This is a genomic window from Mycobacterium venezuelense (genome assembly GCF_054919535.1).
Genome location: NZ_JBONDW010000001.1, coordinates 76868 through 100472, shown reverse-complemented (window position 1 = coordinate 100472; position 23605 = coordinate 76868). Strand labels below are relative to the sequence as shown.

22 protein-coding genes are annotated in these 23605 nt (G+C 66.3%); 14 read left to right on the top strand and 8 right to left on the bottom strand.

Annotated features, from left to right (window positions below):
• Positions 1–226: 226 nt before the first annotated feature.
• Positions 227–1459, top strand: coding sequence for a TetR/AcrR family transcriptional regulator (locus ACRCUN_RS00415; protein WP_462139689.1), 1233 nt, complete (start codon positions 227–229; stop codon positions 1457–1459).
• An 81-nt stretch (positions 1460–1540) separates the two neighbouring features.
• Positions 1541–2533, top strand: coding sequence for a CobW family GTP-binding protein (locus ACRCUN_RS00410; RefSeq protein ID WP_462139688.1), 993 nt, complete (start codon positions 1541–1543; stop codon positions 2531–2533).
• Here the strand turns inward: ACRCUN_RS00410 and ACRCUN_RS00405 are convergent.
• Entirely contained in the window at positions 2521–2718 is a 198-nt protein-coding gene (locus ACRCUN_RS00405; protein ID WP_462139687.1) for an RNA polymerase sigma factor sigma-70 region 4 domain-containing protein, read from the bottom strand. The two genes, ACRCUN_RS00410 and ACRCUN_RS00405, sit on opposite strands and share 13 nt — an antisense overlap.
• A gap of 123 nt (positions 2719–2841) precedes the next feature.
• The gene (locus ACRCUN_RS00400; protein ID WP_462139686.1) at positions 2842–4755 is read right to left on the bottom strand and encodes a DUF1214 domain-containing protein; all 1914 of its coding nucleotides are present in this window, start codon (positions 4753–4755) and stop codon (positions 2842–2844) included.
• 61 nt (positions 4756–4816) lie between these two features.
• On the opposite strand from ACRCUN_RS00400, the gene ACRCUN_RS00395 reads away from it, so the two are divergent.
• Positions 4817–5302 (top strand): TspO/MBR family protein, encoded by a 486-nt coding sequence (locus tag ACRCUN_RS00395; protein ID WP_462139685.1) that lies wholly within the window; start codon positions 4817–4819, stop codon positions 5300–5302.
• Positions 5303–5323: 21 nt separating this feature from the next.
• On the opposite strand, the gene menJ is transcribed toward ACRCUN_RS00395, so the two are convergent.
• Complete coding sequence (menJ, locus tag ACRCUN_RS00390) at positions 5324–6553, bottom strand: menaquinone reductase MenJ (RefSeq protein ID WP_462140095.1); 1230 nt, start codon at positions 6551–6553, stop codon at positions 5324–5326.
• Positions 6554–6565: 12 nt separating this feature from the next.
• Here menJ and grcC1 point away from each other — a divergent pair, with 12 nt between their 5' ends.
• The 3 genes from grcC1 (at position 6566) to ACRCUN_RS00375 (ending at position 9370) form a co-directional block, all read left to right on the top strand.
• A complete protein-coding gene (gene grcC1, locus ACRCUN_RS00385) occupies positions 6566–7573 on the top strand; it encodes a nonaprenyl/(2E,6E)-farnesyl/geranylgeranyl diphosphat synthase (protein ID WP_462139684.1) in 1008 nt (335 codons plus the stop codon).
• Between the two features lie 73 nt (positions 7574–7646).
• Complete coding sequence (gene htpX, locus ACRCUN_RS00380) at positions 7647–8516, top strand: zinc metalloprotease HtpX (RefSeq protein ID WP_462139683.1); 870 nt, start codon at positions 7647–7649, stop codon at positions 8514–8516.
• Positions 8517–8719: 203 nt separating this feature from the next.
• Entirely contained in the window at positions 8720–9370 is a 651-nt protein-coding gene (locus ACRCUN_RS00375; RefSeq protein WP_462139682.1) for a DUF1326 domain-containing protein, read from the top strand.
• A gap of 106 nt (positions 9371–9476) precedes the next feature.
• Here the strand turns inward: ACRCUN_RS00375 and ACRCUN_RS00370 are convergent, their stop codons facing one another.
• Positions 9477–11651 (bottom strand): SulP family inorganic anion transporter, encoded by a 2175-nt coding sequence (locus ACRCUN_RS00370; protein WP_462139681.1) that lies wholly within the window; start codon positions 11649–11651, stop codon positions 9477–9479.
• Between the two features lie 480 nt (positions 11652–12131).
• Between ACRCUN_RS00370 and ACRCUN_RS00365 the strand changes: the two genes are divergently transcribed.
• From ACRCUN_RS00365 to ACRCUN_RS00350, 4 genes are all read left to right on the top strand, one after another.
• The gene (locus ACRCUN_RS00365) at positions 12132–12914 is read left to right on the top strand and encodes a response regulator transcription factor (RefSeq protein WP_462139680.1); all 783 of its coding nucleotides are present in this window, start codon (positions 12132–12134) and stop codon (positions 12912–12914) included.
• The gene (locus ACRCUN_RS00360) at positions 12911–14404 is read left to right on the top strand and encodes a sensor histidine kinase (protein WP_462139679.1); all 1494 of its coding nucleotides are present in this window, start codon (positions 12911–12913) and stop codon (positions 14402–14404) included. The genes ACRCUN_RS00365 and ACRCUN_RS00360 overlap by 4 nt, the downstream gene beginning before the upstream one ends.
• A gap of 129 nt (positions 14405–14533) precedes the next feature.
• The gene (locus ACRCUN_RS00355; protein WP_462139678.1) at positions 14534–14833 is read left to right on the top strand and encodes a hypothetical protein; all 300 of its coding nucleotides are present in this window, start codon (positions 14534–14536) and stop codon (positions 14831–14833) included.
• Between the two features lie 113 nt (positions 14834–14946).
• Entirely contained in the window at positions 14947–15417 is a 471-nt protein-coding gene (locus ACRCUN_RS00350; protein WP_275082218.1) for a hypothetical protein, read from the top strand.
• A 1-nt stretch (position 15418) separates the two neighbouring features.
• Here the strand turns inward: ACRCUN_RS00350 and ACRCUN_RS00345 are convergent, their stop codons facing one another.
• Both ACRCUN_RS00345 and ACRCUN_RS00340 read right to left on the bottom strand, forming a co-directional pair.
• On the bottom strand, positions 15419–16852 hold the full coding sequence (locus tag ACRCUN_RS00345) for an APC family permease (protein ID WP_462139677.1): 1434 nt from the start codon (positions 16850–16852) through the stop codon (positions 15419–15421).
• A gap of 18 nt (positions 16853–16870) precedes the next feature.
• On the bottom strand, positions 16871–18016 hold the full coding sequence (locus tag ACRCUN_RS00340; protein ID WP_462139676.1) for a Zn-dependent alcohol dehydrogenase: 1146 nt from the start codon (positions 18014–18016) through the stop codon (positions 16871–16873).
• Between the two features lie 117 nt (positions 18017–18133).
• Between ACRCUN_RS00340 and ACRCUN_RS00335 the strand changes: the two genes are divergently transcribed.
• Entirely contained in the window at positions 18134–18727 is a 594-nt protein-coding gene (locus tag ACRCUN_RS00335; protein ID WP_234791052.1) for a helix-turn-helix domain-containing protein, read from the top strand.
• A gap of 3 nt (positions 18728–18730) precedes the next feature.
• On the opposite strand, the gene ACRCUN_RS00330 is transcribed toward ACRCUN_RS00335, so the two are convergent.
• Complete coding sequence (locus tag ACRCUN_RS00330) at positions 18731–19756, bottom strand: NAD(P)H-dependent glycerol-3-phosphate dehydrogenase (protein WP_067859015.1); 1026 nt, start codon at positions 19754–19756, stop codon at positions 18731–18733.
• Positions 19757–19810: 54 nt separating this feature from the next.
• Entirely contained in the window at positions 19811–21022 is a 1212-nt protein-coding gene (locus tag ACRCUN_RS00325) for an MFS transporter (RefSeq protein WP_462139675.1), read from the bottom strand.
• A gap of 99 nt (positions 21023–21121) precedes the next feature.
• Here ACRCUN_RS00325 and ACRCUN_RS00320 point away from each other — a divergent pair, with 99 nt between their 5' ends.
• The 3 genes from ACRCUN_RS00320 (at position 21122) to ACRCUN_RS00310 (ending at position 23598) form a co-directional block, all read left to right on the top strand.
• The gene (locus ACRCUN_RS00320; RefSeq protein ID WP_462139674.1) at positions 21122–21457 is read left to right on the top strand and encodes an ArsR/SmtB family transcription factor; all 336 of its coding nucleotides are present in this window, start codon (positions 21122–21124) and stop codon (positions 21455–21457) included.
• 412 nt (positions 21458–21869) lie between these two features.
• Positions 21870–22739: an MlaE family ABC transporter permease gene (locus ACRCUN_RS00315; RefSeq protein WP_462139673.1), complete on the top strand. Its 870-nt coding sequence runs from the start codon at positions 21870–21872 to the stop codon at positions 22737–22739.
• A 1-nt stretch (position 22740) separates the two neighbouring features.
• Positions 22741–23598 (top strand): ABC transporter permease, encoded by an 858-nt coding sequence (locus ACRCUN_RS00310; protein ID WP_462139672.1) that lies wholly within the window; start codon positions 22741–22743, stop codon positions 23596–23598.
• The last annotated feature ends 7 nt before the right edge of the window (positions 23599–23605 follow it).

The window sequence follows — 23605 nt, the reverse complement described above, 5'->3', positions numbered from 1 at the left end:
TCGCTCGGCACGTGTACCCCCGGTCGCGTATGTGGAGCATGTCACAACCAGTTACGCCGACGCAAGAATTATGTGAATGACCATTCTGCGCCTATTCTGCTCTTGGGTCGGGCATCGGCATGCCGCTTCATCGCGGTAATAATGCCCGAAAACAGGGATGATCTGATATGCAAGCATGTGAGCTCGAGAACTATAAGCTAGTCCCGATTCTGCTTGGAGGGGTGTGGTGACCCAGGCGCGCGCCCGTCGTCCGAAAGACCGCAAGGAGCACATCGCCCGCGCGGCGGCGGACGCCTTCAGCGCCCTGGGGTACCACGGCGTGAGCATGGGCCTCATCGCCGCGCGCGTCGGCATATCCGCGGCCGCACTCTACCGCCATGCGCCGAGCAAGTACGACCTGTTCCGGACCGCGGTGTTGGGCCTGGGCCAGCAGCTCGTGGATGCGACCGCGTTCGTCGACGAGGAACCCTCCGACGCCGACCCGGCCGTCCAGCGGGATGCGCTTGTTGCCGCATTGATCGACACCGCGATCGCGAATCGCCGGAGCGGAGCGCTGTATCGCTGGGAGGGTCGCTATCTGCGCGGCGCGGACCAGTCGCGGCTCATGGATCAGATGAAAGTGGTGAACAGGCGGCTTCATGGGCCGTTGACCCGGCTGCGGCCCGAGTTGACTTCACGCGAACGCTGGACTGTTTCGTCGGCGACGCTCAGTGTGATCGGCAGTATCGCCGATCATCACGCCCAGCTGTCGGTCGGCGAAATGCGCGGTGTGCTCGCCGGTTTGGCGTCTGTCGTGCAGACTGCACCGCTGCCGCTCGCGCCGTCGGACGAGCCCGACGTGGTTGTGCAGACTCCGGCGGCCGGGGTGGGCAAATACGAAGCGCTGCTACGCGAATCGATGGTGCTGTTCAACGGACGCGGATATCGCGAAACCAGTATGGAGGACATCGCCGCGGCAGTCGGGATGCCGACGTCCGGAATCTACCGGTACTTTCCGGGCAAGGCAGACATCCTGGCGGCGATATTTCGCCGGGCCGCCGACCGGGTGTCCAGCGACTTGTCCAATACGCTGGGGGCGCACGCTGATTCGCAGGACGCGCTGATCGGGCTCGTCGGCGCCTATGTAAGCCGGTCGTTCGACAACCCGGAACTCGGCTACCTGTACTACACCGAGTGGGCGAATCTGCCGCCGGCCGATCAAGCCACCTTGCGTGCCATTCAGCGTTCCACCGTCGAGTCCTGGGCGGAGTTGGTCGTGGCAGTGCGGCCGGACTATCAGCTCGCCCACGCACGCTTCGCCGTCCACGCCGCACTCGCGCTCGCAGTCGACCTCGGCAGGCTCGTGGCCTACGACAACAGCGAGCACTCCCGCGCCTGTGTGTGCCGGATGATGGAGGTCACCCTGTTCGGCCGAGTTCCGGTTCGCCCGGTCTCGCAACACGCGGTGCGAACAGGCTGAATACCCGGGCGGTGGTGGGGGCGACCGGCCGGCCTGAACCCGCTTACTGAAAACAATTCCCAACAACTCTACGATGGCCGAGTGAAATCGGTACCTGTGTTGGCGATCGCGGGCTACCTCGGCGCCGGCAAGACGACGCTGCTCAACCACTTGTTGCGCAACAGCCGGGGCGTGCGGATCGGCGCTCTGGTGAACGACTTCGGCGCCGTCAACATCGACGCCATGCTCGTGGCCGGCCAGGTCGACGCGATGGCGGCGCTCTCCAACGGCTGCATCTGCTGTGCGGTGGAGGCCGAGGAGGCCGGTGAGATGCTCGGCAAGCTCGCCGCGGTCAAGCCGCGTCTGGATCTCATTGTCGTCGAAGCCAGCGGCCTGGCCGAGCCCGCCGCGCTCGCGCGCACGATCGCCACCGCCGATGACAAGCGCTATCACTACGCCGGGCTCGTGCTGGTGGTCGACGCCGTGGAATCCGCGCGAGCCGATCTGGGACACAGCGTGCGTGTCGCCGATCTCGTCGTACTCAACAAGGCCGACCAGGTGAGCACCGACGACCTCGCGGCCGTCCGGTCGAAAGTGGCCACGATAAGCCCGCGCGTGCCCGTAGTGCCGACCGAATTCGGCCGGCTGGACCCCGCCCTGTTGATCGACCCTTCTGAACGGCAACCGAAGGGAGGGCAGCTGAGTCTTGACGAAATGCTTTGGGAGGAACACGAACACGATGAACATGAGCATGCGGCATTTCAGAGCGTCGAGTTCATCTCGGATGCTCCGCTCGATCCACGCCGGTTCATGGCGTTCCTGCAGAACCGTCCCGCGGGTCTCTACCGGGCGAAAGGCTTCATCGACTTCGGCGACGCCGGATCGGGCCGCAAGTTCGTCATGCAGCTCGTCGGCTCGTCATTGCGCTTCGAAAAGCAGCGTTGGGGTAACGGCCGGCCGCACCGCACGGCGCTCGTACTCATCGGCACGGGCATGTCCGCCGATGCCATTCGCGACGCGCTACGCGAATGTATCAGTGTCCCAGGCGAAACCGACGATCGGGGAATTCTCGGAGTACTGCGTTACGTCGAGTGATCGCGAGCCCTGAATCGACTGTGCAGCGTCTGCTTTGACACGCCGAGAACTTGGCCGATCTCGCCCCAGGAAAGGCCCGCCTCGCGACCGGCGAGTACGGCGTTGTCGTACTGGTCCTGGGCTCGTAGAAACTCGGGCAACTCCGGATCGGTGGCCCACCAAGGAACCGGATTGTCTGTCCCCATGGCGTCTTCTTTCTCGAGCCGTCACATTTTTTGACGGTTTGTTCGGGAGTATGCCGTGGGAGAGGGACAACTCCTTGCGGCGGCAGCTCAGTCGGTCTGGCCTGCGTATTACACCCAGCCGTATTACACCCACCGCGTATCGAAGCCGGCCCGACGCTCCGCAAGCTGCTGCTCGCGCTCCTCGGGCGTCACGAACTCCACGTTCGGCAGGTCGTCGAGCTCGTCATGTGACACCACTTGCTGGCTGACGATCCGAGGCGCGTTGTCCGGGTCGCCGCCGAGATTCTGGAATCGAATGGAGATCAGACCCTGATTCAGGCCACCCGTCGAAACCCAGTTCGCTGCACCGGGATCGGTCGGAGAGATCACGACGGTGTAGGTGCCGTCCGGGTTCGCCGTCATCTGCTCGTTGTTGAGGCTGGCCGGCTGGTCCCAGTAGTTGCCGGTGATGGTCCAGTCGTTGTAGGTCGGGACGACGAAGTAGCCTGCGTCGCCCGGATCGATCGTCAGCACGAGGGCTTCGTGGTCGTCGAGCTGGAACTGGCCGTTGCTCTGCTTCTGATTCGCCAGGAACTCCGCGTTGCTGGCCGGCTCACTCATCACGTTGGGATCGCCGGCCGTCGCCAACTCCATGTACTTGGCCTGCTCGTTGACGCCCCGAACGATCAATATCAGCGCCGTCACTGTGCCACGCACCGCAGGCGGCATATTCGGCAGCGGTGGGACGGCCGACACCAGTGACGTCAACACCGGGCTTCGGTTCACCACCGAGCCGAGGAATGTGAACCCGCCCAGCTGCGCGAACAGGCTGTCGGGCGGACCGCCGACGCGTTCGATCTCCAGGCCCATCGGCTTCTCGGCGTTCCAGTCGCCCAACGTGTTTCGGGACGCGATGATTGTGGAGCCGGGGGTGAGCTGGAGGTGGTTCGGCCGGCCGTCGGCCGGCTCGGCGCTCACCGTGATCTCGAAGGTGCCGTCGTCGTTGATCTCGAACTCGTCGTCAACGGTCAGGAGTTGCGACGTCGTCCCGGCGGTGCCCTCCAGCACGCTGAAGCTCGTATCGGCAGGCATGTCGTCGCGGAAGTCCCCGTCGCCGTCGACGTCGTAGAACTGCCCCCTGATCACATACTCCGACGATGCGCTCACTCCGGTGAAGCGGTAAATGGTGTCGGGATTGTCGTACAGGATGCGGGTGCCGCCCGAACTCTGCCCGTTCCACGTGTGGGGTGGTGCTACCTGCGTGACGAACTTCGGATTCATCGGGTTGAGCAATTGCTGCTGAAACGCTGCGGCCAAGGCGAATTCGTCGACGGCGTTGTCCAGCGCGGCGAGGTTGTCGGCGTCGGGGCCGCCGGGGAATTGCTGATGGCCGGCGATCAGGAACCCGGCTTTCAGAACGACTTTCATGAGCCGCACCGGCAGGGTCTTCACGGTCTGTGCGGCGATCTGTTCGGCTTCCAACTGCTCCGGCGTCTTGAGCGGGCTGTCCTCGGTGGACACCGACACAGTCTGCGCCGCGACAGACGTTGTCGGAGCGGTCTTCACGGTGTTGGCGGTGGCGGCGTCATGGCCGATCTCGCGGCGTACGATCGCCGCCTTGATCCACTCGGCCGGTGTCGGTGGCGGCTCGACCGGATCCCGGTTTACCTCGGCCGAGGGATTCAGCGCAGACAGCGCTCTCGAAACCGGCCGCTCGGTGCGCCGGGGCTTGCGTGACGGACGGTCTGCAGATTCCGAATCGCTTGCCGACGACGTCTTTTCGTCGTCGGACGCCGCGTCCGTCGAGCTTTGCTTCGCGGAGCGCTTGATGGCTTCTCGGATGGAGTTCTTCTTCGGCTTTGCCGGCTTTGCCTTTTCGGCCGGGTTGACCGATGGCCCAGCCGATGTCTCCGACGACTCCGACGCGGTCGATTCCCCGGTATCGGCAGACGCGATACCCGGACTGTTGGCGACCGCGATCCCGATGCCCAGCGCGACGGCCAACCCGCCGACGCGGCCGATGAACTGACTGCCGGGGCGATACCGGTTCGGATTCACGAATTGACACGTTAGGCCGCGCACGGGTGTGCCGGGCGCGAATTCGGGTAACAAGTACTTCATGCGACCGAACACCCTCGTGAAGACCGCGTCCGCAGCACTGGCCACCGCGCTGGTCGGTGGACTGGCGAGCCGCCCAGCGGAGTCGTCGTGGTACGCGGCATTGCGCAAGCCGTCGTTTCAGCCGCCCCGGCAGGCGTTCCCGATCGTCTGGCCGATTCTCTACACCGACATCGCGGCGGTATCGGCCTCGACGCTGGACACCCTGCGCGCCGAGAACCGGAGTGACCAAGCGCGGGCGTACAAGGCCGCCCTTGGCGCCAATCTCGTCATGAACGCGGGCTGGTCGTGGATCTTCTTCTCGCAGCGACGGTTGGGCACGGCGGCGGTGGCCGCGGCAGCGCTCACGGTCAGCAGTGCCGACCTCACGCGCCGGGCGGTCCAGGCGCAAGGCCCGCGGGCGGCGGTACTTGCCCCGTATCCGCTGTGGTGTGCGTTCGCGACCGCGCTCTCGGCACGGATCTGGATGCTCAACCGCGGCCGGTAGCGCCTTCGCCTGTCGGCATCATCAGCTGAACGGCTTGCGCTGATCCAGCCGACGCGATGCGAGGCCGGCGGCCCGCCACACCCGGGCGATCGCGTCGGCGTCTTCGTCGGTGACCAGATTGCCCATCACCCGCACGGCGATCCGCATCAGCGCCGTCGACCGCATGGCCACCGGCCCGGTCAACGGCAGGAACCGCGGCAGCGTGAGGAGAAGTGCCAACCGCCGGGCCACCGAGAAACCGCGCGCGTAGTGCTCGGTCAGCAGGGCGGGCCAGGCTTGAGACAGATCGCCGGAACCCAGAAGCTCGGCGGCAAGCCGGCCGGTCTCCAGCCCGTAGTCGATGCCCTCGCCGTTGAGCGGGTTCACGCATGCCGCCGCATCGCCGATGAGCATCCAGTTCGGGCCGGCGACTCCGGACACCGCGCCGCCCATCGGCAGCAGTGCCGACAGCCCCGCCCGCGGCTCACCGGTGAAACCCCACTCCTCGCGGCGCAGGCCGGCGTAGTAGGACATCAAGGGTCGAAGCGCCGCGTCGGCCGGCCGCTTCGACGTGGCCAGCGCCCCGACGCCGATGTTCACCTCACCGTTGCCGAGCGGGAAGATCCAGCCGTAGCCGGGCAGGACCTTGCCCTCGGGGGAGCGCAATTCGAGGTGCGACGTGATCCACGGTTCGTTGGCGCGCGGGGTGGCGATGTAGCCGCGGATGGCCACGCCGTAGACGGTTTCCTTGTGCCACGTCCGGCCGAGCACACGGCCGAGGGTCGAGCGTGCCCCGTCGGCCACGATCAGTTCGGTGCAACGCACTGCGCGGCCGTCGTCGAGCAATACGGTGTCCACGCGACCTTGTGAATCATGATCTACATCAACGGCTTTGACACCCAATAGCATCTTGGCGCCGTCGTCGGCGGCAACCGAGCGGATTCGGTCGTCGAGTTCGGTGCGCGGTACCGCGCTGCCGGTCGACGGGAACGACGGGCCGGGCCACGGCACTTCGACGTCGGCGCCGAAGCCCGACATCCGCAGACCCCGGTGCCGGATGCGGGTGTCGAGCCACGGCCCCATCCCGAGCCGTTCGAGCTCGGCGACCGCGCGCGGGGTCAGGCCGTCACCGCAGGCCTTGTCGCGGGGGAACTGCGCGCCGTCGATTACAAGCACGTCGCGGCCGGCGCGCGCCGCCCACGCGGCGGCTGCCGAACCTGCTGGTCCGGCTCCTACGACGACCACATCCGCATTGGTGCTCACGCTTCCCAGTATGTTGGCAGGGTGAGGACACCAGCGACCGTGGTGGCAGGCGTTGACTTCGGCGATGCGGCATTTGCCGCCGATGTCCGCGACGGTGTTGCCCGGATCGAAGACATGATGTCGGAAGAACTGGGCAAAGCCGACGAGTTGATGGCAGAAGCCGTCCAGCATCTGTTCCAGGCCGGTGGCAAACGGTTCCGCCCGCTGTTCACGGTGCTGTCCGCCCAGCTGGGGCCGCAGCCCGATGCGTGGCAGGTCACCGTGGCCGGCTCGGTGATCGAGCTGGTGCATCTCGCGACGCTCTACCACGACGACGTGATGGACGAGGCGCAGGTGCGCCGCGGCGCACCGAGCGCCAACGCCCGGTGGGGCAACAACATCGCGATCCTCGCCGGTGACTATCTGTTCGCGACGGCGTCGCGGCTCGTGTCGCGCCTCGGACCGGACGCCGTGCGTGTGATTGCTGACACATTCGCACAGTTGGTCACCGGCCAGATGCGGGAGACCCGGGGCGCCGCCGACCACGTCGACTCGATCGACCACTACCTCAAGGTGGTCTACGAGAAGACGGCCTGCCTGATCGCGGCGTCGGGCCGCTTCGGTGCGACGTTCTCGGGCGCCGACGACGAGCAGATCGAGCGGCTCAGCCGGCTCGGCGGGATCGTCGGCACCGCCTTCCAGATCTCCGACGACATCATCGACATCGACAGCGACCCCGACGAGTCCGGCAAGGTTCCCGGCACTGACCTGCGGGAAGGCGTGCACACGCTGCCCGTGCTTTACGCGCTTCGGGAAACCGGGCCGGAGGCCGACCGGCTGCGTGAACTGTTGGCAGGACCGGTTGAGCGCGACGAGGATGTCGCCGAGGCGCTGAGCCTGTTGCGCGGCTCGCCGGGCATGGCGCGGGCCAAGGAGACCGTCGCCTCCTACGCGGCGCAGGCCCGCGAAGAACTGGCCAACCTGCCCGACGGCCCGGGCCGTCATGCACTTGCCTCCCTCGTGGACTACACGGTCAATCGGCACGGCTGACGCGGAACCCAGGAGGGGTTGCTGAGCGTTGAATCGGCGTCAACTTTCCTAGTTTGTGAAGCGAGGAACTCCGATGACCTGGAATCCGCACGCGAACAGGCTCAAGACATTCCTGCTGCTGGTGGGCATGTCGGCGCTGATTGTGTTCATCGGTGCGCTGTTCCAGAGCCGCGCGATCCTTGGCCTGGCGGTGCTGTTCGCCGTCGGCATGAACGTCTACGTCTACTTCAACAGCGACAAGCTGGCGCTCCGCGCCATGCATGCTCAGCCCATCACCGAGGTGCAGGCGCCCGAGATCTACCGCATCGTCCGCGAGTTGGCCACGACCGCGCATCAGCCGATGCCGCGGCTCTACATCTCCGACACCGCCAACCCGAACGCGTTCGCGACGGGCCGCAATCCGCGCAACGCCGCGGTGTGCTGTACGACCGGCATCCTGCAACTCCTCAATGAGCGCGAACTGCGTGCGGTGTTGGGCCATGAGCTTTCCCACGTCTACAACCGCGACATCCTCATTTCGTGCGTGGCAGGCGCGATGGCGTCGGTCATCACCGCCCTCGCCAACATCGCGATGTTCGCGAGCATGTTCGGCGGCAACCGCGAGGGCGGCAATCCTCTTGCGATGCTGCTGGTTTCGTTCCTCGGCCCGATCGCGGCCACGGTCGTCAAGCTCGCGGTGTCGCGGTCACGTGAGTACCAGGCCGACCAGTCCGGCGCCGAGCTCACCGGCGACCCCTTGGCGCTCGCGTCGGCGCTGCGCAAGATCTCCGGTGGGGTCGAGGCCGCGCCGTTGCCGCCGCAGCCCCAGCTTGCCGACCAGGCGCACCTGATGATCGCGAGCCCGTTCCGGGCCGGCGAGCGCATCGGCAAGCTGTTCTCGACCCACCCGCCGATCGCCGACCGCATCCGCCGGCTCGAGGACATGGCGGGCCGCGGCCTCTAACCCCGCTTCTTTCGCACCGCGAGCGTGCGCGTCTGCTGCCCGACACTCCGTGTTCGGGCAGCATTCCGCGCACGCTCGTCGTCGTTGAGCGTCGCTCGCTGACGGATAGATACCCCCTAGGGGTACTTGCGCGCTGCGTTCTGCCGATGTAGCGTCAGCTCCGTTGGATACCCCCCAGGGGTATAGTTCGAGAGGAGCGAGTGATGACGGTGACGACCACGACGGACTGGTCTCTGCGGGGCGAATGGTTCGATGTGTGCAGCTGCAAGTTGCCTTGCCCGTGCAGCTTTGCCCAGGAGCCCACGCATGGCGATTGCCTGTTCACGCTCGTCTGGAAGATCCACGAGGGCCACTACGGTGCAACGGATCTCAGCCATCTCGGCGTGGTCGCGCTCGGCGAGTTCAAGGGCAACATGTGGGTCGGCGACCCGGACGCCACGATGTCGCTGATGTTCTACATCGACGACAAGGCCGATGCCGACCAGCGCCACGCCCTCGAGCAGATTTTCACCGGGTACGAGGGTGGCTGGCCCGGCGAATTCGGCAGTCTCATCGGTGAATTACGGGGTATCGAGTACGCCCCGATCACGTTCGATGCGGCTGAGGATCTGGCGTATTGGCGGGCCGAGATCCCCGGCAAGGTCGACGTTCGTGTCGAGGCGCTGACCGGGCCGACCGCTGATCCGAACAAGCGGGTGACGACGGTCAACGCGCCGGGCGCGGAGGTGGGCCCGGGTCAGGTGGCGACGTGGGGCGTGGTCAAGAAGGACGAGGCTGTCGGTTTCGACTTCTCGCATGAATACCGCGGCGGGTCGAGCAAGCATTTCCCGTTCGACTGGCGGCCGCAGTCCTGACGGCACTGCGCGAGCGTGCGCGGACTGCTGCCCTGACACGGAGTGTCGGGCAGCAGACGCGCACGCTCGCGGTGCATAGGGTGCAAAGGGGTGCAAAGGGGACCGGCTACGCGGCGTCGGCGAGGGTTTCGACGAAGGTCGGGGTCACCCGCAGCACGCCCGCACTGGGGATGTCGTAGAACAGCCCGATCACGTTGACGCCACGGGCCAGCGGATGCTCGCGCAGGGTCTGCACCTGGACCGCGATGTTGACCATCGACAGCTGATCCACCAACCCGAACCCGGCCGCCGCGGCTGAGCGGGCCACCGGATGCCGCCCGTCGTCGAAGGCCTCCAGCGTCGGATTGCCTTCGGACAGCCAGGCTTTCAAATACTCGTCACTAGCACCGCGAGGTTGCATGTTGCCCAACAGCGCGTTCATCGCACCGCAGCTGGAGTGCCCGCACACCACGATCGAGCTCACGTGCAGCCGGTCCACCGCGAACGCGATCGCGGCCTCCATGGACGGATCGGTCTGGCCCGCCGGGATCATGTTCCCGACGTTGCGGACGGTGAACAGGTCGCCCGGACCGCTGCTGGTGATGACGTTGGGGACGATGCGGGAATCGGTGCACGTGATGAACAACGTCTCCGGCCGCTGGGCATGCGCGAGCTCTTTCATGTGCGGGCGCAACACCGGTGCGGTGCGGCGATGGTAGGCCGCCAGACCGTGCAGCACCGAGGCCGAATGATCGTGCTGCTGCCACGAACTCCACGGCACCACACCGGAACGCTTGTCGAACGGGGTGAAGCCGCGCATCGGCGGACCGGCCACCGCACTGGCCATCTCGACCGCGCCGACGTCGTGGATGTCGACCGTGCCGCCGGTCGCGACGTGCTGGCGCTGCCATTCCTCGATGGACTCGTGGGCGGCGTGGTCGATGAAGTCGACGGACAGTTCGACGGTGGCGTGGGCTCCCGCAGGAACGGTCGACAGTGCGCTCGTGAGCTTGGGCAGGGACAGGAACGTGCACGAGCCCTCGATCACGACGCGCCAGGTGTTCTCGCCGGTGGGTTCTGCGACGATCTTGGCGCGCACGACGCGCCACACGGTCAGCGCGACGGCGAGGGCGAGGCCGATAAGCACACCTTCGAGCAGATTGAGGAACACCACGCCAAGCACGGTCACCACGTACACCGCGAAATCGCCTGTGAGCCGGGCGGTTTCGATGTGTGCGCGTTTGACGAGCTGGCAGCCGATGACGATCAGCAGGCCGGCCAATGCCGCAGTCGGGATCAGCTGGGCCAGTCCGGCGAACGGCAGCGCGAACACCAGGACCCACACGCCGTGCATGATCGCCGAGGCCCGCGTGCGGGCGCCCACGGCTACGTTGGTCGAGCTGCGCACGATGACGCCGGTGACGGGCAGGCCGCCGATCGCACCCGAAACCATGTTCGCGGTGCCCTGGCCGAGCATCTCGCGGTCGAAGTTGGTGCGCGGCCCGTTGTGCATGCGGTCGACCGATACGGCCGACAGCAGGCTCTCGACGCTCGCGATCAGGGCGACCGTCAGCACGCCCGTGGCGAAGGCGCCCCAGTTACCGTCTGGCAGGCTCGGCAGGGCGATGGCGTCGATGAGCGAACCGTCGAGCTGGATGCGGGGGACATCGAACGGCATCAGCACGCTCAGTGCGGTCACGCCTGCGATGGCGACCAGCGGACCGGGCACCTTCTTGATCGGCTGGGGCACCCACCGCCAGCCGATCAGGATCGCGATGACGAGCACGCCCAGCAGCAGTCCCGCGCCGTGTGCGGAGGCCAGCTGACCCGGCAGCTCGGTCACGTTGGCCCAGGCCGAGCTATTGGAGCTGCCCCCCAGCAACACGTGTACCTGCTGCAGCGCGATCGTGATGCCGATGCCTGCGAGCATCGCGTGGACGACGACGGGCGAGATGGCCAGTGCCGCGCGCGCCACCCGGCTGAGCCCGAACAGCACCTGCAGCACGCCCGCGCACACCGTGATCGCGCACGTGACGGCCCAACCGAACTCGGAGACGAGGCCCGCGACGATCACGGTCAGACCGGCTGCCGGACCGCTGACCTGGAGCACGGAACCGCCAAGCGCGCCGGCGACGATGCCACCGACGATGGCGGCGATCAACCCGGCGAGTACCGGTGCGCCCGAGGCGACCGCGATGCCCAGCGAGAGGGGGAGCGCGACCAGGAACACCACGAGCGAGGCGGGCAGGTCGTACCGCAGCACCGCCTCGGCTCTGTCTTTTAATGGAATCGTTTGCTGCATCTCGTGCTCCCGTCCGGGGTGAGGTGGGCATCCGGGCAGGCGTCGTCGCGCGCCCGGTCACTGTGCTGACACCGTTGTCACTGATACGTGGGTGAAAGACGTTGCACGACAGCGCGACACAAGTCGACTTATGGTCCGCTGCGATTCGGCAACATCCAATTGCTATGGGCGAGGCTATTTATCAGTTTCTGAACCCGTCAAGGAAGGGTCGCGGACACATAGAGAACCCAAATCTTCTACCGAGCGCCGTAGGGTGCGAATTGGGGTGTTGTACAGGCAAAACTCACCGTGCCGAAATGTCGGTGGTTACCAGGAATTGACGGGTGCGTATGAAAAGCTGTGTATTGCAACAAAATTGGCTTGGCTCACGTAGTGATCTTGAAGGTGAGCCACGTCATAGTCGTTTGTGTTCAACGGGTTTACCTGAGAACTCGATATGAACTTCGTGACAGCCATCTATGCGCTCCGCACAATGGGATCATGACGATGATGTCGGTATCCCCTCGTGCTCAGCAACCGCGGCAGGCGATCCTCGGCCAGTTGCCGCGGATTCACCGCGCCGACGGTTCGCCGATCCGGGTGTTGCTGGTGGACGATGAGCCGGCGCTGACCAATCTCGTGAAGATGGCACTGCACTACGAGGGTTGGACCGTCGACGTCGCGCACAACGGTCAGGACGCGGTGGCGAAATTCGATGCGACCGAGCCCGATGTCGTGGTGCTCGACATCATGTTGCCCGATATCGACGGCCTGCAGATTCTGCAACGGGTGCGCGAGGCCGACGGCTATACGCCGACGCTGTTTCTCACCGCGCGCGATTCGGTGCTCGACCGCGTATCCGGACTTACAGCAGGCGCCGACGACTACATGACCAAGCCGTTCAGTCTCGAGGAACTTGTCGCCCGGTTGCGCGGTCTGCTGCGGAGGTCCAGCCACACCACGCCGCCTTCGGATGAGGTACTCAAGGTCGGCGACATGGTGCTCGACGGGGCCAGCCGTGAGGTGACGCGGGGCGGCGAACCCATCGGGCTGACCGTGACGGAGTTCGAGCTGTTGCGCTATCTCATGCGCAACCCGCGCCGGGCGCTGAGCCGTGCCGAGATTCTCGACCGGGTGTGGAACTACGGCTTCGGTGGCAAGTCGAGCATCGTCGACCTCTACATCTCGTATCTGCGCAAGAAGGTGGACGCCGGGCGCGAGCCGATGATCCACACCGTGCGCGGCGTGGGCTATATGCTGCGCCCCGCCGAAACCACGCAATGACCGGCCCCCGATGGTGGCCGCGCTCGCTGCGCAGGCAATTGGTGCTCGGGGTGACGTCGATCGTCACGGTGGTGCTGCTGGCGGTCGGCGTGCTGTCGGTGTACAGCCTGCACACCTACGTCTCGACCATGAGCGACACCGAGGTGTCCCGGTCGCTGGCCGCATTCAGCCACTCCTACGACAAACTCCGCGAGAAGGAGGAAAAGCACCAGATCACCAACGACGAAGAGGCGCTGACCGCATTCGTCGGCCAAGCCCCTGGCAACCTCATCGCGGTGCTGCACGACGGCGAGGTCGTGCAGTCGGCGATGTTCTCCGACGGCGAGCCGCACCCGGCGCCCGGTGCCGTCGTCAAAGCACTCGACGCGCAGTCGTGGGACCAGCATGAACCGCGCACGATCAAGCTGCCAGTCTTGGGTTCGTATCGGGTGTGCAGCCAGCCCGCCGGCGACGGGGACGTGCTGGTTTCGGGCGTTTCGCTGGACAGCGCCAACCTGATGATCGCCCGCAAGACCGTGACCGTCGCGGTGATCATCATCGTCGCGCTCATCGTGACAGCGATCGCGACCGTCGCTGTCGTGCGCATCGCGTTGCGGCCGTTGCGCCGGGTGGCGGCCACCGCGGCCAAGGTGGCGACGCTGCGGCTGGACGGCGACGACCACCGGATCACCGCACGCGTGCGCGACAAGGACACCGATCCGGACAACGAAGTCGGCATTGTTGGGGAGACGCTGAACCAGTTGCTGGTGAACGTCGACAGCGCGCTGGCCGAACTCGCCGCCTCCGACCGGCGCACCCGGCAGTTCCTCACCGACGCCAGCCACGAGCTGCGCACGCCGTTGGCCGCCATCCAGGGCTATGCCGAACTCACCCGGCAGGACAGCGCGAATCTCCCCCCGACCACCGAGTATGCGCTGGCGCGCATCGAGGCCGAGGCGCGCCGGATGACGGTTCTTGTCAGTGACCTGTTGTTGCTGTCGCGGCTCGGCGAAGGCCAGGACCTGGAGACCGACGACGTCGACCTCAGCGATCTCATCGTCGACGTAGTCAACGACGCCGCGGTGTCGGCACCCACGCACACCTGGCTCGCGCGCCTCCCCGACGATCCCGTCTCGGTACGCGGGGACCGGGTCCGCCTGCATCAGGTGGTGAGCAATCTGCTGACGAACGCCAGGATGCACACGCCGCCCGGGTCGACGGTGACCATCACGCTCACGGTCGACGGCGAACATGCCGAATTGACCGTGGCCGACGACGGTCCGGGTATCGACGCCGAATTGTTACCGAACTTGTTCGGGCGTTTTGTGCGAGCCGATAAATCGCGTTCGCGTGAATTGGGGAGCACCGGTCTCGGGCTCGCGATCGTCGCGTCGATTGTCGAAGCTCACAAAGGCAGTGTGACTGTGGTGTCGGCCGCCGACGAGACCGTGTTTACCGTGCGTATCCCCATGTCAACACGGTCATTGACGCCGCAGGTACCCGCTCTGTGAATTCTTTGAATTCGCCCTGTATTTGATTGGCGCATAACCGTATGTGTTCGATATGAATTGATGGAATTGCCTGAATTCCGCGCCTAGGCTGAAAGCGAGTTCAGTCGAATACGAAAGGGAATTCGCAGCATGAGAAAAACGGTTATCGCGTCCCTCACCGCCGGCCTGGCGCTCACCGGATTGGCACTCGCCGGCCCGGCCGCCGCGGCGCCGACGGGCCAGACCTCCGCGCAGCAGACGATCAAGGAGCTCGAAGCCGAGGGCTATCGCGTCATCCAGACGAAGGTCGGGAGCGGCTCGATCGACGACTGCACCGTGAGCGCGGTCCGACCGGGCCGCGACATCACCGAGTTGCGGGCGGCCCCGCGTGGCAACACCGAGGAAGTGGTCCGCTACACCACGGTCTACGTCGATCTGAAGTGTGGCTGAGCGTCGCGTAATTGACGCCCGAGCGGTTGGCCCCGCTGTTGGGGCCGGGTTAGGGTTGCGGCGTGCGGAGCAGAATGTTGATCGGCCTGGTAAGCGCCGCGGGGGCGGCTGTCATGAGCGTTCCCGGAGTAGCGGCGGCAGAGCCGGCACCACCGCCACCCCCGGTGGTGCCCAACGTCAATGCGTTCGCACCGGTGAAGACCTCGGAATACGCGGTCATGGACAACAACTGGTACGCCTTCGCCACACCTGAGGGCGTCACCTGTGTCCTGCAGCGGTCCGGTGGTTACGGCTGCAGCGGGCCCATCCCGGCCGCACCCAACGGGGCCAACCTGGTGAGCGGCGGGCCGGGTGTTCCCGGCTTCGCCAGTTCCCCGGCCCCGGTGTTCGCCGCGGCCGGGGCGGCCAAGCCGCTGCCGCCGAACAGCCGCATCAGCTATCAGACCGTGAGCTGTGGGACCGACGGTGTGATGACCGCCTGCATCGACGGTCGCAACCAGGCCGGGTTCGTGATCAGCCCGGCAGGCAGCTTCGTCATCGGCGAACAGCCGTCGGATTTCAAGCCCACGTTCCAGATCGGCTAGTTCAGCCGATCCCTTCCAGCGTCTCCACCTCACTGGTCCCGATCTTCGAAATCACGTGCGGTGAACGGCGACTCAGGATCCAGTACCACGCGAGCGCCGCGGCCACCGTCGCGATGAACAGCCACGGGATGACGTTGAGCGGGTAGGCCGGAACCGGATAGACGTTGGCGTAGAACACATATGCCATCGATGCGATGGCCACCGCGGCGGCAGGCCACACCAGCGGAACGCGGGCGTTGATGCTGCGCAGGAACTTCACGGCCGCAAGGGCCGCGGCGGCATAGGCCACCATGTAACCGTAGGTGCCGTAGGTGTCCACCCAGGTGACGACGTCCATCGGGTCGACGCCGTTGAGGTACATCACGATCGACACCGCGATGACGAACGGGCTCACCGTGAGCAGCGCGCGGTGCGGGGTCAGGTGCGTGGGGTGCGTGCGGCCGATCGCGGACGGCACCACACCCTCCTTGCCCATCACGTACAGGATGCGCCCGATGACGTTCATGGGTGCGACGACGACGGCGAAAAACGATGCGGCGATGCCGAAGTTGAGGATGGGATTGAACCACGTCGGCATACCGACCAGTGTCGCGATGTCGTCGAGGGGCTGTGCGGATTCGCCCAACGCGGGTCCGAGCGCGGCGACCTGGGTGTAGGCGGCGAAGATGTAGAGCACGCCGACGCCGGCCGCGCTCCACATGATCGCGCGCGGCACCGCGCGGTAGGGGTCCTTGGCCTCGCGGGCCAGGGCGTCGGAGCTCGAGAAGCCGACGAAGCCGAGAATCGCCAGCACCATACCGACCGCGATGCCCGACGGTTGGGCGCCGCTGAAGTCGAACTGCTCGGCGTCGAATGCGTCGGCCCCGAGGTGTACCAGCGTCACGACGAGCAACAGCGCGATGATGAAGATCGAGATCAGTTCCAGCACAAGGGAAACGCGTGCCGAGAGTCGGATACCGCGAATGGTGAACAGCGTCGCGAGGGCGCCGAGGACGATGGCCAGCACGATCTGGGCGACCAGTCCCTGCACCGGGATGCCGAGCTGGTTGAGCAGCGTCGCGGTGTAGGCCACCGACCCGCTGAGCGATCCGGCCGCGATGCCGAAGCAGCCGATCAGCAGGCTCACGCCGGTCAGGTAGGCGCCGAACGGCCCCAAAGTCGTTGCGGCATAGCTGTAGAGCGATCCGGCTGAGGACCGGCGTTTGGCGAACTGCGAGATGCAGTAGCCGACCGAGAGAATCACGACCGTCGCGAGCGCGAACGAGATCCAGGTGCCGTTGCTCGCGGTCGTGTAGATGGCGGCGGCGGTGAACGCGATGACGGCGCTCGGGGCGATGTTGGCGATGGCCTGAGCGGCGAGTTCGCCGCCGCCCATCACGCCGCGCCGCAGCCCGGCGTCACCGGTCGTGGTGCCGGTCTGAAGGTCTTCGGACACTGAGTCTCTCGATTCTGATCAGGCGGAGGGGATGAGGAGTTGACGCAGCGCGTGGCCGGCGGCGAGATCGTCGAGCGCGGCCGCGGCTTCTTCGAGCGGCCGGCGCCCGGAGATCATCGAGGAGAGGTCGAGGTTGCCCGCCATGACCTCGTCGACGAGCGCGGGGATGTCACGTTCGGGCACGGCGGATCCGTAGTTCGAGCCGAGGATTCGCTGATCGCCTTCGGCAAGGGCGAGCGGGTCGAACGTCGCGCGCTCGCCTGCAGGGGGCAGGCCGACGATGACCGCGGCGCCGCCGAGGCCGAGCGCGGCGATGGCCTGCTCGGTGGTCACGATCTTGCCGATCGCGTCGAACACATAGTCGAAGCCGTCGGCGACGACAGCGCGCAACGCGGCAACGACGTCGTCGGCGGTAGATGCGTCCACCACGTCGGTGGCGCCGAGTTTGCGTGCCAGGTCGAGCTTTTCGGCGACGACGTCGACCGCGACGATGTGCGCGGCGCCGGCCAGTCGCGCGCCCTGGACACATGCCAGCCCGACGCCGCCGCAGCCGATCACCGCGACGGTCGAACCGGGCTGAACTCCGGCGGTGTTGCGGACCGCGCCCACACCGGTGGCGATCGCGCAGCCGACGATCGCGATGTCCTCTAGCGGTGCGTCCTTGCGGACCTTGATCGCGCCGCTGCGGGGGACCACGACCTGCTCGGCATACGACGAGACACCCAGGTAGTGGTGGATGGGGCCGCGCTCGTTCGAGAGCCGTGTGGTGCCGTCGTACAGCGTGCCGCCCGCCGCCACGACCGAGGCGACCAGCGAGCACTGAGCCGGCCGGCCTGCCTTACATGCGCGGCACTCGCCACAGCCGGGGACCCAGCTCAGCACCACGTGGTCGCCCGGTTCGAGGTCGTCGACGCCCGCCCCTACCGCGGTGACCACGCCGGAGCCTTCGTGTCCGAGCACGACCGGTGCCGGGACATCCCAGGCGCGGGTGGTGACATGCAGATCGGAGTGACACACGCCGGCGGCGGCGACCTTGACGCGAACCTCGCCCGGGCCGGGGGCGGCGAGGTCGACCGTCTCGACCGTGATGGTGCCGTCGCCGTCGAAGACTGCGGCCCGAATCTGTGTCGTGTCCTGCGATTGGTCGGTTTGAGGTGCGGACACCGCCGTGCCTTTCTTTAATCGGGGGGCACCACCGCGTGTAGGGTTCAATGCCATAAAACGCTGCGACGTGTTTTACACCACTAAACGAATGGCCGTCAACACATGGGGAGGACTGCTGTGCCGGACAGCGCGGAGACGGGGATGGGCCGTGCCGGGGCCCGGCTGCGCGAGTTCCGTCGCGAGCGCGGGCTGAGCCTGACCGAGGTGGCCGCGCGGGCCGAGGTGACCAAGGGCTTTCTGAGCCTCGCCGAGCGCGGCATGACCAATGTGTCGGTGCCGGTACTGATGCGCATCTGCGACGCGCTGGAAATCGGCATCGGAGACCTGTTCGAGTACCCGTCGGCACCCGTCGTGCGCAGTGGTGCCGGCGCACCGCTCGAGATGGGCGGGGTCGATGTGCGCGAGGAGCTGCTGACTCCGAAGGCCGAGCGGCACGTGCAGGTGATGCACACCGTGATGCGCCCGGGCGGCGGTTCGGGCGGGGCGTATCGGCTCGATGCCGCAACGGTTTTCGTCTACGTGCTGCGGGGCCGTCTCAGCATCGCCGTCGACGGCGAGAACACCGTCCTCGACACCGGCGACTGCCTGACGTTCGATGCGACGCGGTTGCACGACTGGCACAACCCGACCGACGGCGAGGCCGAGGTGCTGTGGACCATCGCGCCGCCCGTCGGCGCCGAGGACTTCCGCGCCGCCGTGCGTGGCGACTGAGGCTCAGAACCCCGAGCTGTGCACCTCGTGACCGGTCTTCTCGGCCATGAGCCCCCGATACGCCTCCTCGACGGTGGAGCCGTGGTTGATCACCGCATCGACCTCACGGGCGATCGGCATGTTGAGCCCGAACTTGTCGGCGAACTCCATGATCACGCTCGCGGCCTTCACGCCTTCGGCGACCTGATTCATCGAGGCGATGATCTCGTCGATCTTCTTGCCTGCGCCGAGTTGCTCGCCGACGTGGCGGTTGCGGCTGCGCTGGCTCGTGCAGGTGACGATGAGATCGCCCATGCCTGCCAACCCGGCGAACGTGTCGCGGTGCCCGCCCGCCGCCTCGCCCATCTTGGCCATCTCGCGGACCGCACGGGCCATCACCATGGCGCGCGTGTTCTCGCCGATGCCCAGTGAGTAGCCCATGCCGACCGCGATGGCGTAGACGTTCTTCAGCGCACCAGCCATCTCGACGCCGGTCACATCATCGGTCGTGTATGTGCGAAAGCGTTTGGTGCGGAACAACTCTGCCAGCTTGGCCGCCAAATGCTGGTCGGGCATGGCGAGCACGGCCGCGGCGGCATAGCCCTCGGCGACCTCGCGCGCGATGTTCGGGCCGGCCAGAATTCCGGCCGGATGTCCAGGCAGCACCTCGTCGACGATCTCGCTCATCCGCATGTTGGTGCCCTGTTCGAGGCCTTTGACCAAAGACACGACCGGCACCCACGGGCGGAGTTCGCGGGCCAGCTCCATGAGCACACCGCGGAAGCCGTGCGACGGCACGCCCATCACGATCACGTCGGCGCAGTTGGCGGCCTCCGAGAAGTCGTTGGTTGCCTTGAGGTTTTCCGGCAGCGCCACCTCGTCGCCCAGATACCGGGAGTTGCGGTGATTGTCGTTGATGTCCTTGGCGGTCTCGGCCGAACGCACCCACTGCAGCGTCGGGCCGCGTCGCGCACAGATCGAGGCGACGGTGGTGCCCCAGGAGCCTCCACCGAGGACGACGACGTTCGGTTCGCGTTGCGCTGGTGCCATGGCGCTCAGCGTATTGCCGGGACGCGGCCCTTGACCGCAAGTTGCTGAACTGACTCAGCCGCGTTTGGCGGCGCGGATCGAGCGTGCGCCGATCGCGGCTGCGGTGAGGCAGGCCAGCGCCACCGCGGCGGCGAACCAGGGAAAGACCGTCGCGAGGTCCCACCTTGTCGCGGCCCAGCCCGCGAGCAGCGTGGGAGCGGCCATCGCGGTGTAGGCCAGCACGTAGAACGCCGACATCGTCTCGCCGCGTTGGTCGGCGGGTACGACGTGCGACAGGTGGCGTAACGAGCCGCCGAACCCCAGCCCGAAGGTTGCGCCGAGCAGCGCCGCGGCGACGAACACCAACGGCCAAGAGTGCATCAGCAGCACCGGAACCGTAAGCAGCAGCGTGATCGCCATACCTATGTCGCCCAAGATCGCGGCGCGGTAGGCCGGGATGCGCGTTGCGGCGAGCTGAACCAGCGCCGCGGAGAACGCGGTCACCCCGACCACGCCTCCGCCGAACAGCAGGTTGTCGATGTGGGTCTGGTGGGCGGCCAGCGAAGGATAGAGCGACAGCAGCACCCCGAGCACCGACCACGACGCCATCGCGCCGAGTGCGGCGAACCAGAAGTCGGACCGGATCTCTTGGGACACCGCGGGTTTGGAGATCCGGATCGGCCCCGACGACCGGGAGGTGTGCGTTTCGCGCAGGGCGATCACGCCGACTCCGACGATGACGCAGACGACGGCGACCACGGCGTACGGGGTGCGCAACGGATGCGGGGCGTACTGCGCCAGCATGGCCGAGCCGACGATCGCCACCGTCATCCCGATGTTGAACGCGACGCCGCTGAGCTGGCCGGAGCGCACGCCGAGGTGCGGGCGGAGGTCGAGGAGCGCGGCCGCGGCGACCACCACGATCGAGCCGACCGCGGCGCCGTGGATGGTCCGGGCGACCAGCAGCAGTGCCATGGTGTCGGCCACCAGGAACACTCCGAGTCCCACGATCATCGCGACGAGCGCGAAGAGCAGCACCGGCTTGCGGCCGACGACGTCGGAGATCCGGCCCGACACCAGGACGGCCGCAAGGGCCGCGATGGCGTAGACGGCGAACACGATCGTGGTGGCCAGCGGCGTCAGGTGCCAGGCCGACTCGTAGATGCCGTAGAGCGGTGCGGGCACACCCGATACCCCGAGTGCGACGCCGCTCAGGACAAGCAGCAACGGGTAGGCCCAGCGTTGCGTGTCATGGACGATCGAGCGGTCGACCGCGACGGGCGTCATCGCCACTCCTCATGGGGTAGGTTTGATGATGATCGAACTTCATCGAGCGTACGCCGGGTTTGATCATCATCAAACTTATTTTCCGGTGATGGAGGGCACATGGGAGAGGCGCCGGTAGCCGAGGCGGTCCGCCGCCCTGTCGCGTCGATTCACCAGGTGCTGTCCGCGTTGCAGGATCCGGTGCGGCTGGAAATGGTGCGACGCCTCCACAACGCAGGCGGGCCGGTCAAGTGCGCGGCCCTGTACGACGGCATCAACAAGTCGACGGCGACTCACCACTTCAACATCCTGCGCGACGCCGGACTCATCGTGCGCGAGCCCGTCGATGGGCACACTCACCAGCGGCTGCGGACCGCCGACGTCGATGCCGCGATTCCGGGCCTGCTGGATTCCGTTGTCGGACAGGCGAACCGGGAAGTGGACGAGGACAGCTGAGGGGTCCCGGCTCTTTCCTGACTTTTTCGCGAGTTTCCGCAACGCCAGTAAAGTTAACATGCATACTGACCATGAAGAACAGGTAGGCGCACCGCGGCGATCGGTGCGCCTCTCGTCGCTGCGCGCCCTGCGCGTAGTGGATCGTGTGCATATTCGTTCGAATATGTTGACTTATCCCGCTTTCCATCTGATTCGGCGGTTGTAATCCCGGCGTGGTTGCGGCGCCACTGGCGGCTGGCGTGGTCAAGTCGTACGCGGACCATCCGGCACTCGTCGAACTATGTGAATGAGAATTCGGCAAAACGTTGACGACGGCACAGAGACGGCTATACCGTGCCAACCACTGCGGTTACGACTCTGCGGGTGTCGAGAGGGAATCAACTGTGCCTACTCAATTTCGTGACGAGAGAGGATGACCGCGTCTCCTGAGCGCGTGTCTGACGAAGTCGGGCGGGAACGCGGGCTCGACGCCATCGAAGATTGGACCACCGGCTACGTCAGGCGCCATCCGATTGCGTCGCTCACCACGGTCGGTGACCAGTTCGTCCTCGGAGTGCGCACCCTGCAGTACTTGTTCACCGATCTGTTCACCGGCCGCTTTCAATGGCAGGAATTCATCAGGCAGGGCGCTTTCATGGCAGGCACGGCGGTGCTGCCGACGGTTCTGGTGGCACTGCCCATCGGCGTCACGCTGTCGATCCAGTTCGCACTGCTGGCCGGACAGGTCGGCGCCACCTCGCTCGCCGGCGCTGCCAGCGGCCTGGCCGTCATCCGGCAGGCCGCCTCGCTCACGGCCGCGATCCTGATGGCCGCCGCGGTCGGATCGGCGATCACCGCCGATCTGGGTTCGCGCACGATGCGCGAGGAAACCGACGCGATGGAGGTCATGGGCGTATCGGTCGTGCGACGTCTGGTGGTGCCGCGGTTCGCGGCGGCCGTCATGGTCGGCGTCGCACTCACCGGCGTGGTGTGCTTCGTCGGCTTCCTGGCCAGTTATCTGTTCAACGTCTACTTCCAGAACGGTGCGCCAGGCAGCTTCGTCGCCACCTTCTCGTCGTTCGCGACCACCGAGGACATGATCGTTGCGCTCGTCAAGGCGGTGATCTTCGGCGCGATCGTCGCCGTGGTGTCGTGCCAGAAGGGGCTGTCCACGGTCGGCGGGCCGACGGGTGTCGCGAACTCCGTCAACGCAGCCGTCGTCGAATCGATTCTGGTGCTGATGGTGGTCAACGTCGCGATCAGCCAGCTCTACATCATGCTGTTCCCGCGGGTGGGGCTGTGACATGACGGCCTCGACCTTCGTACCTCCGCTCTTGGCGCCGGTCGTCCGGCTCTACCGAAGTGCCTCCACGCCGGTCATCCGGCTCGGGCACATGCTGGTGTTTTTCGTCCAGGCAGTCGTGGCCGTGCCGATCGCACTGCGCCACTACCGCAAAGAGTTCGTTCGGCTGCTGTCCGATATCACTTGGGGGAACGGTTCTCTCGTCGTCGGCGGAGGCACCGCCGGGGTGGCGATCGTGCTTGGTGTCACCGTCGGCGCGCTCGTCGGTATAGAGGGCTACAACTTCTTGGACCTGCTCGGGCTCGGGCCCGCCACGGGCATCATCTCCTCACTGGTGAACACCCGTGAGCTCGCGCCGATCGCCGCGTCACTGGCGTTCGCGACGCAGGCGGGCTGCCGGTTCACCGCGCAGCTGGGCTCGATGCGCATCGCCGAGGAGATCGATGCGTTGAACGCCTTGGCAATTCGGCCCATTCCGTACCTGGTGACGACGCGGTTGATGGCCTCGGTGGTCGCGATCGTGCCGCTCTACGTCGCCTGCCTGGCGGTCAGCTACCTGACGAGCCAACTCGTGGTGTTCGCGATCAGCGGCGGTTCGACGGGTTCTTACCTGCACTACTTCACGATGATGTTGTCCGGCCAGGACATCCTCTACTCGTTGCTCAAGGCGATCGTCTTCGTGTGGATCGCGTCGACGATCCAGTGTTACTACGGCTTTTACGCGAGCGGCGGTCCCGTCGGGGTGGGCGTGGCCGCCGGTCACGCCATGAGGGCCAGCATCACCGTTGTGATCATGGTCAACATGCTGCTCACCATGGCGCTGTGGAGCGTCGATTCCGGGGCGAGGTTCGGGGGGTGAGAAGCCA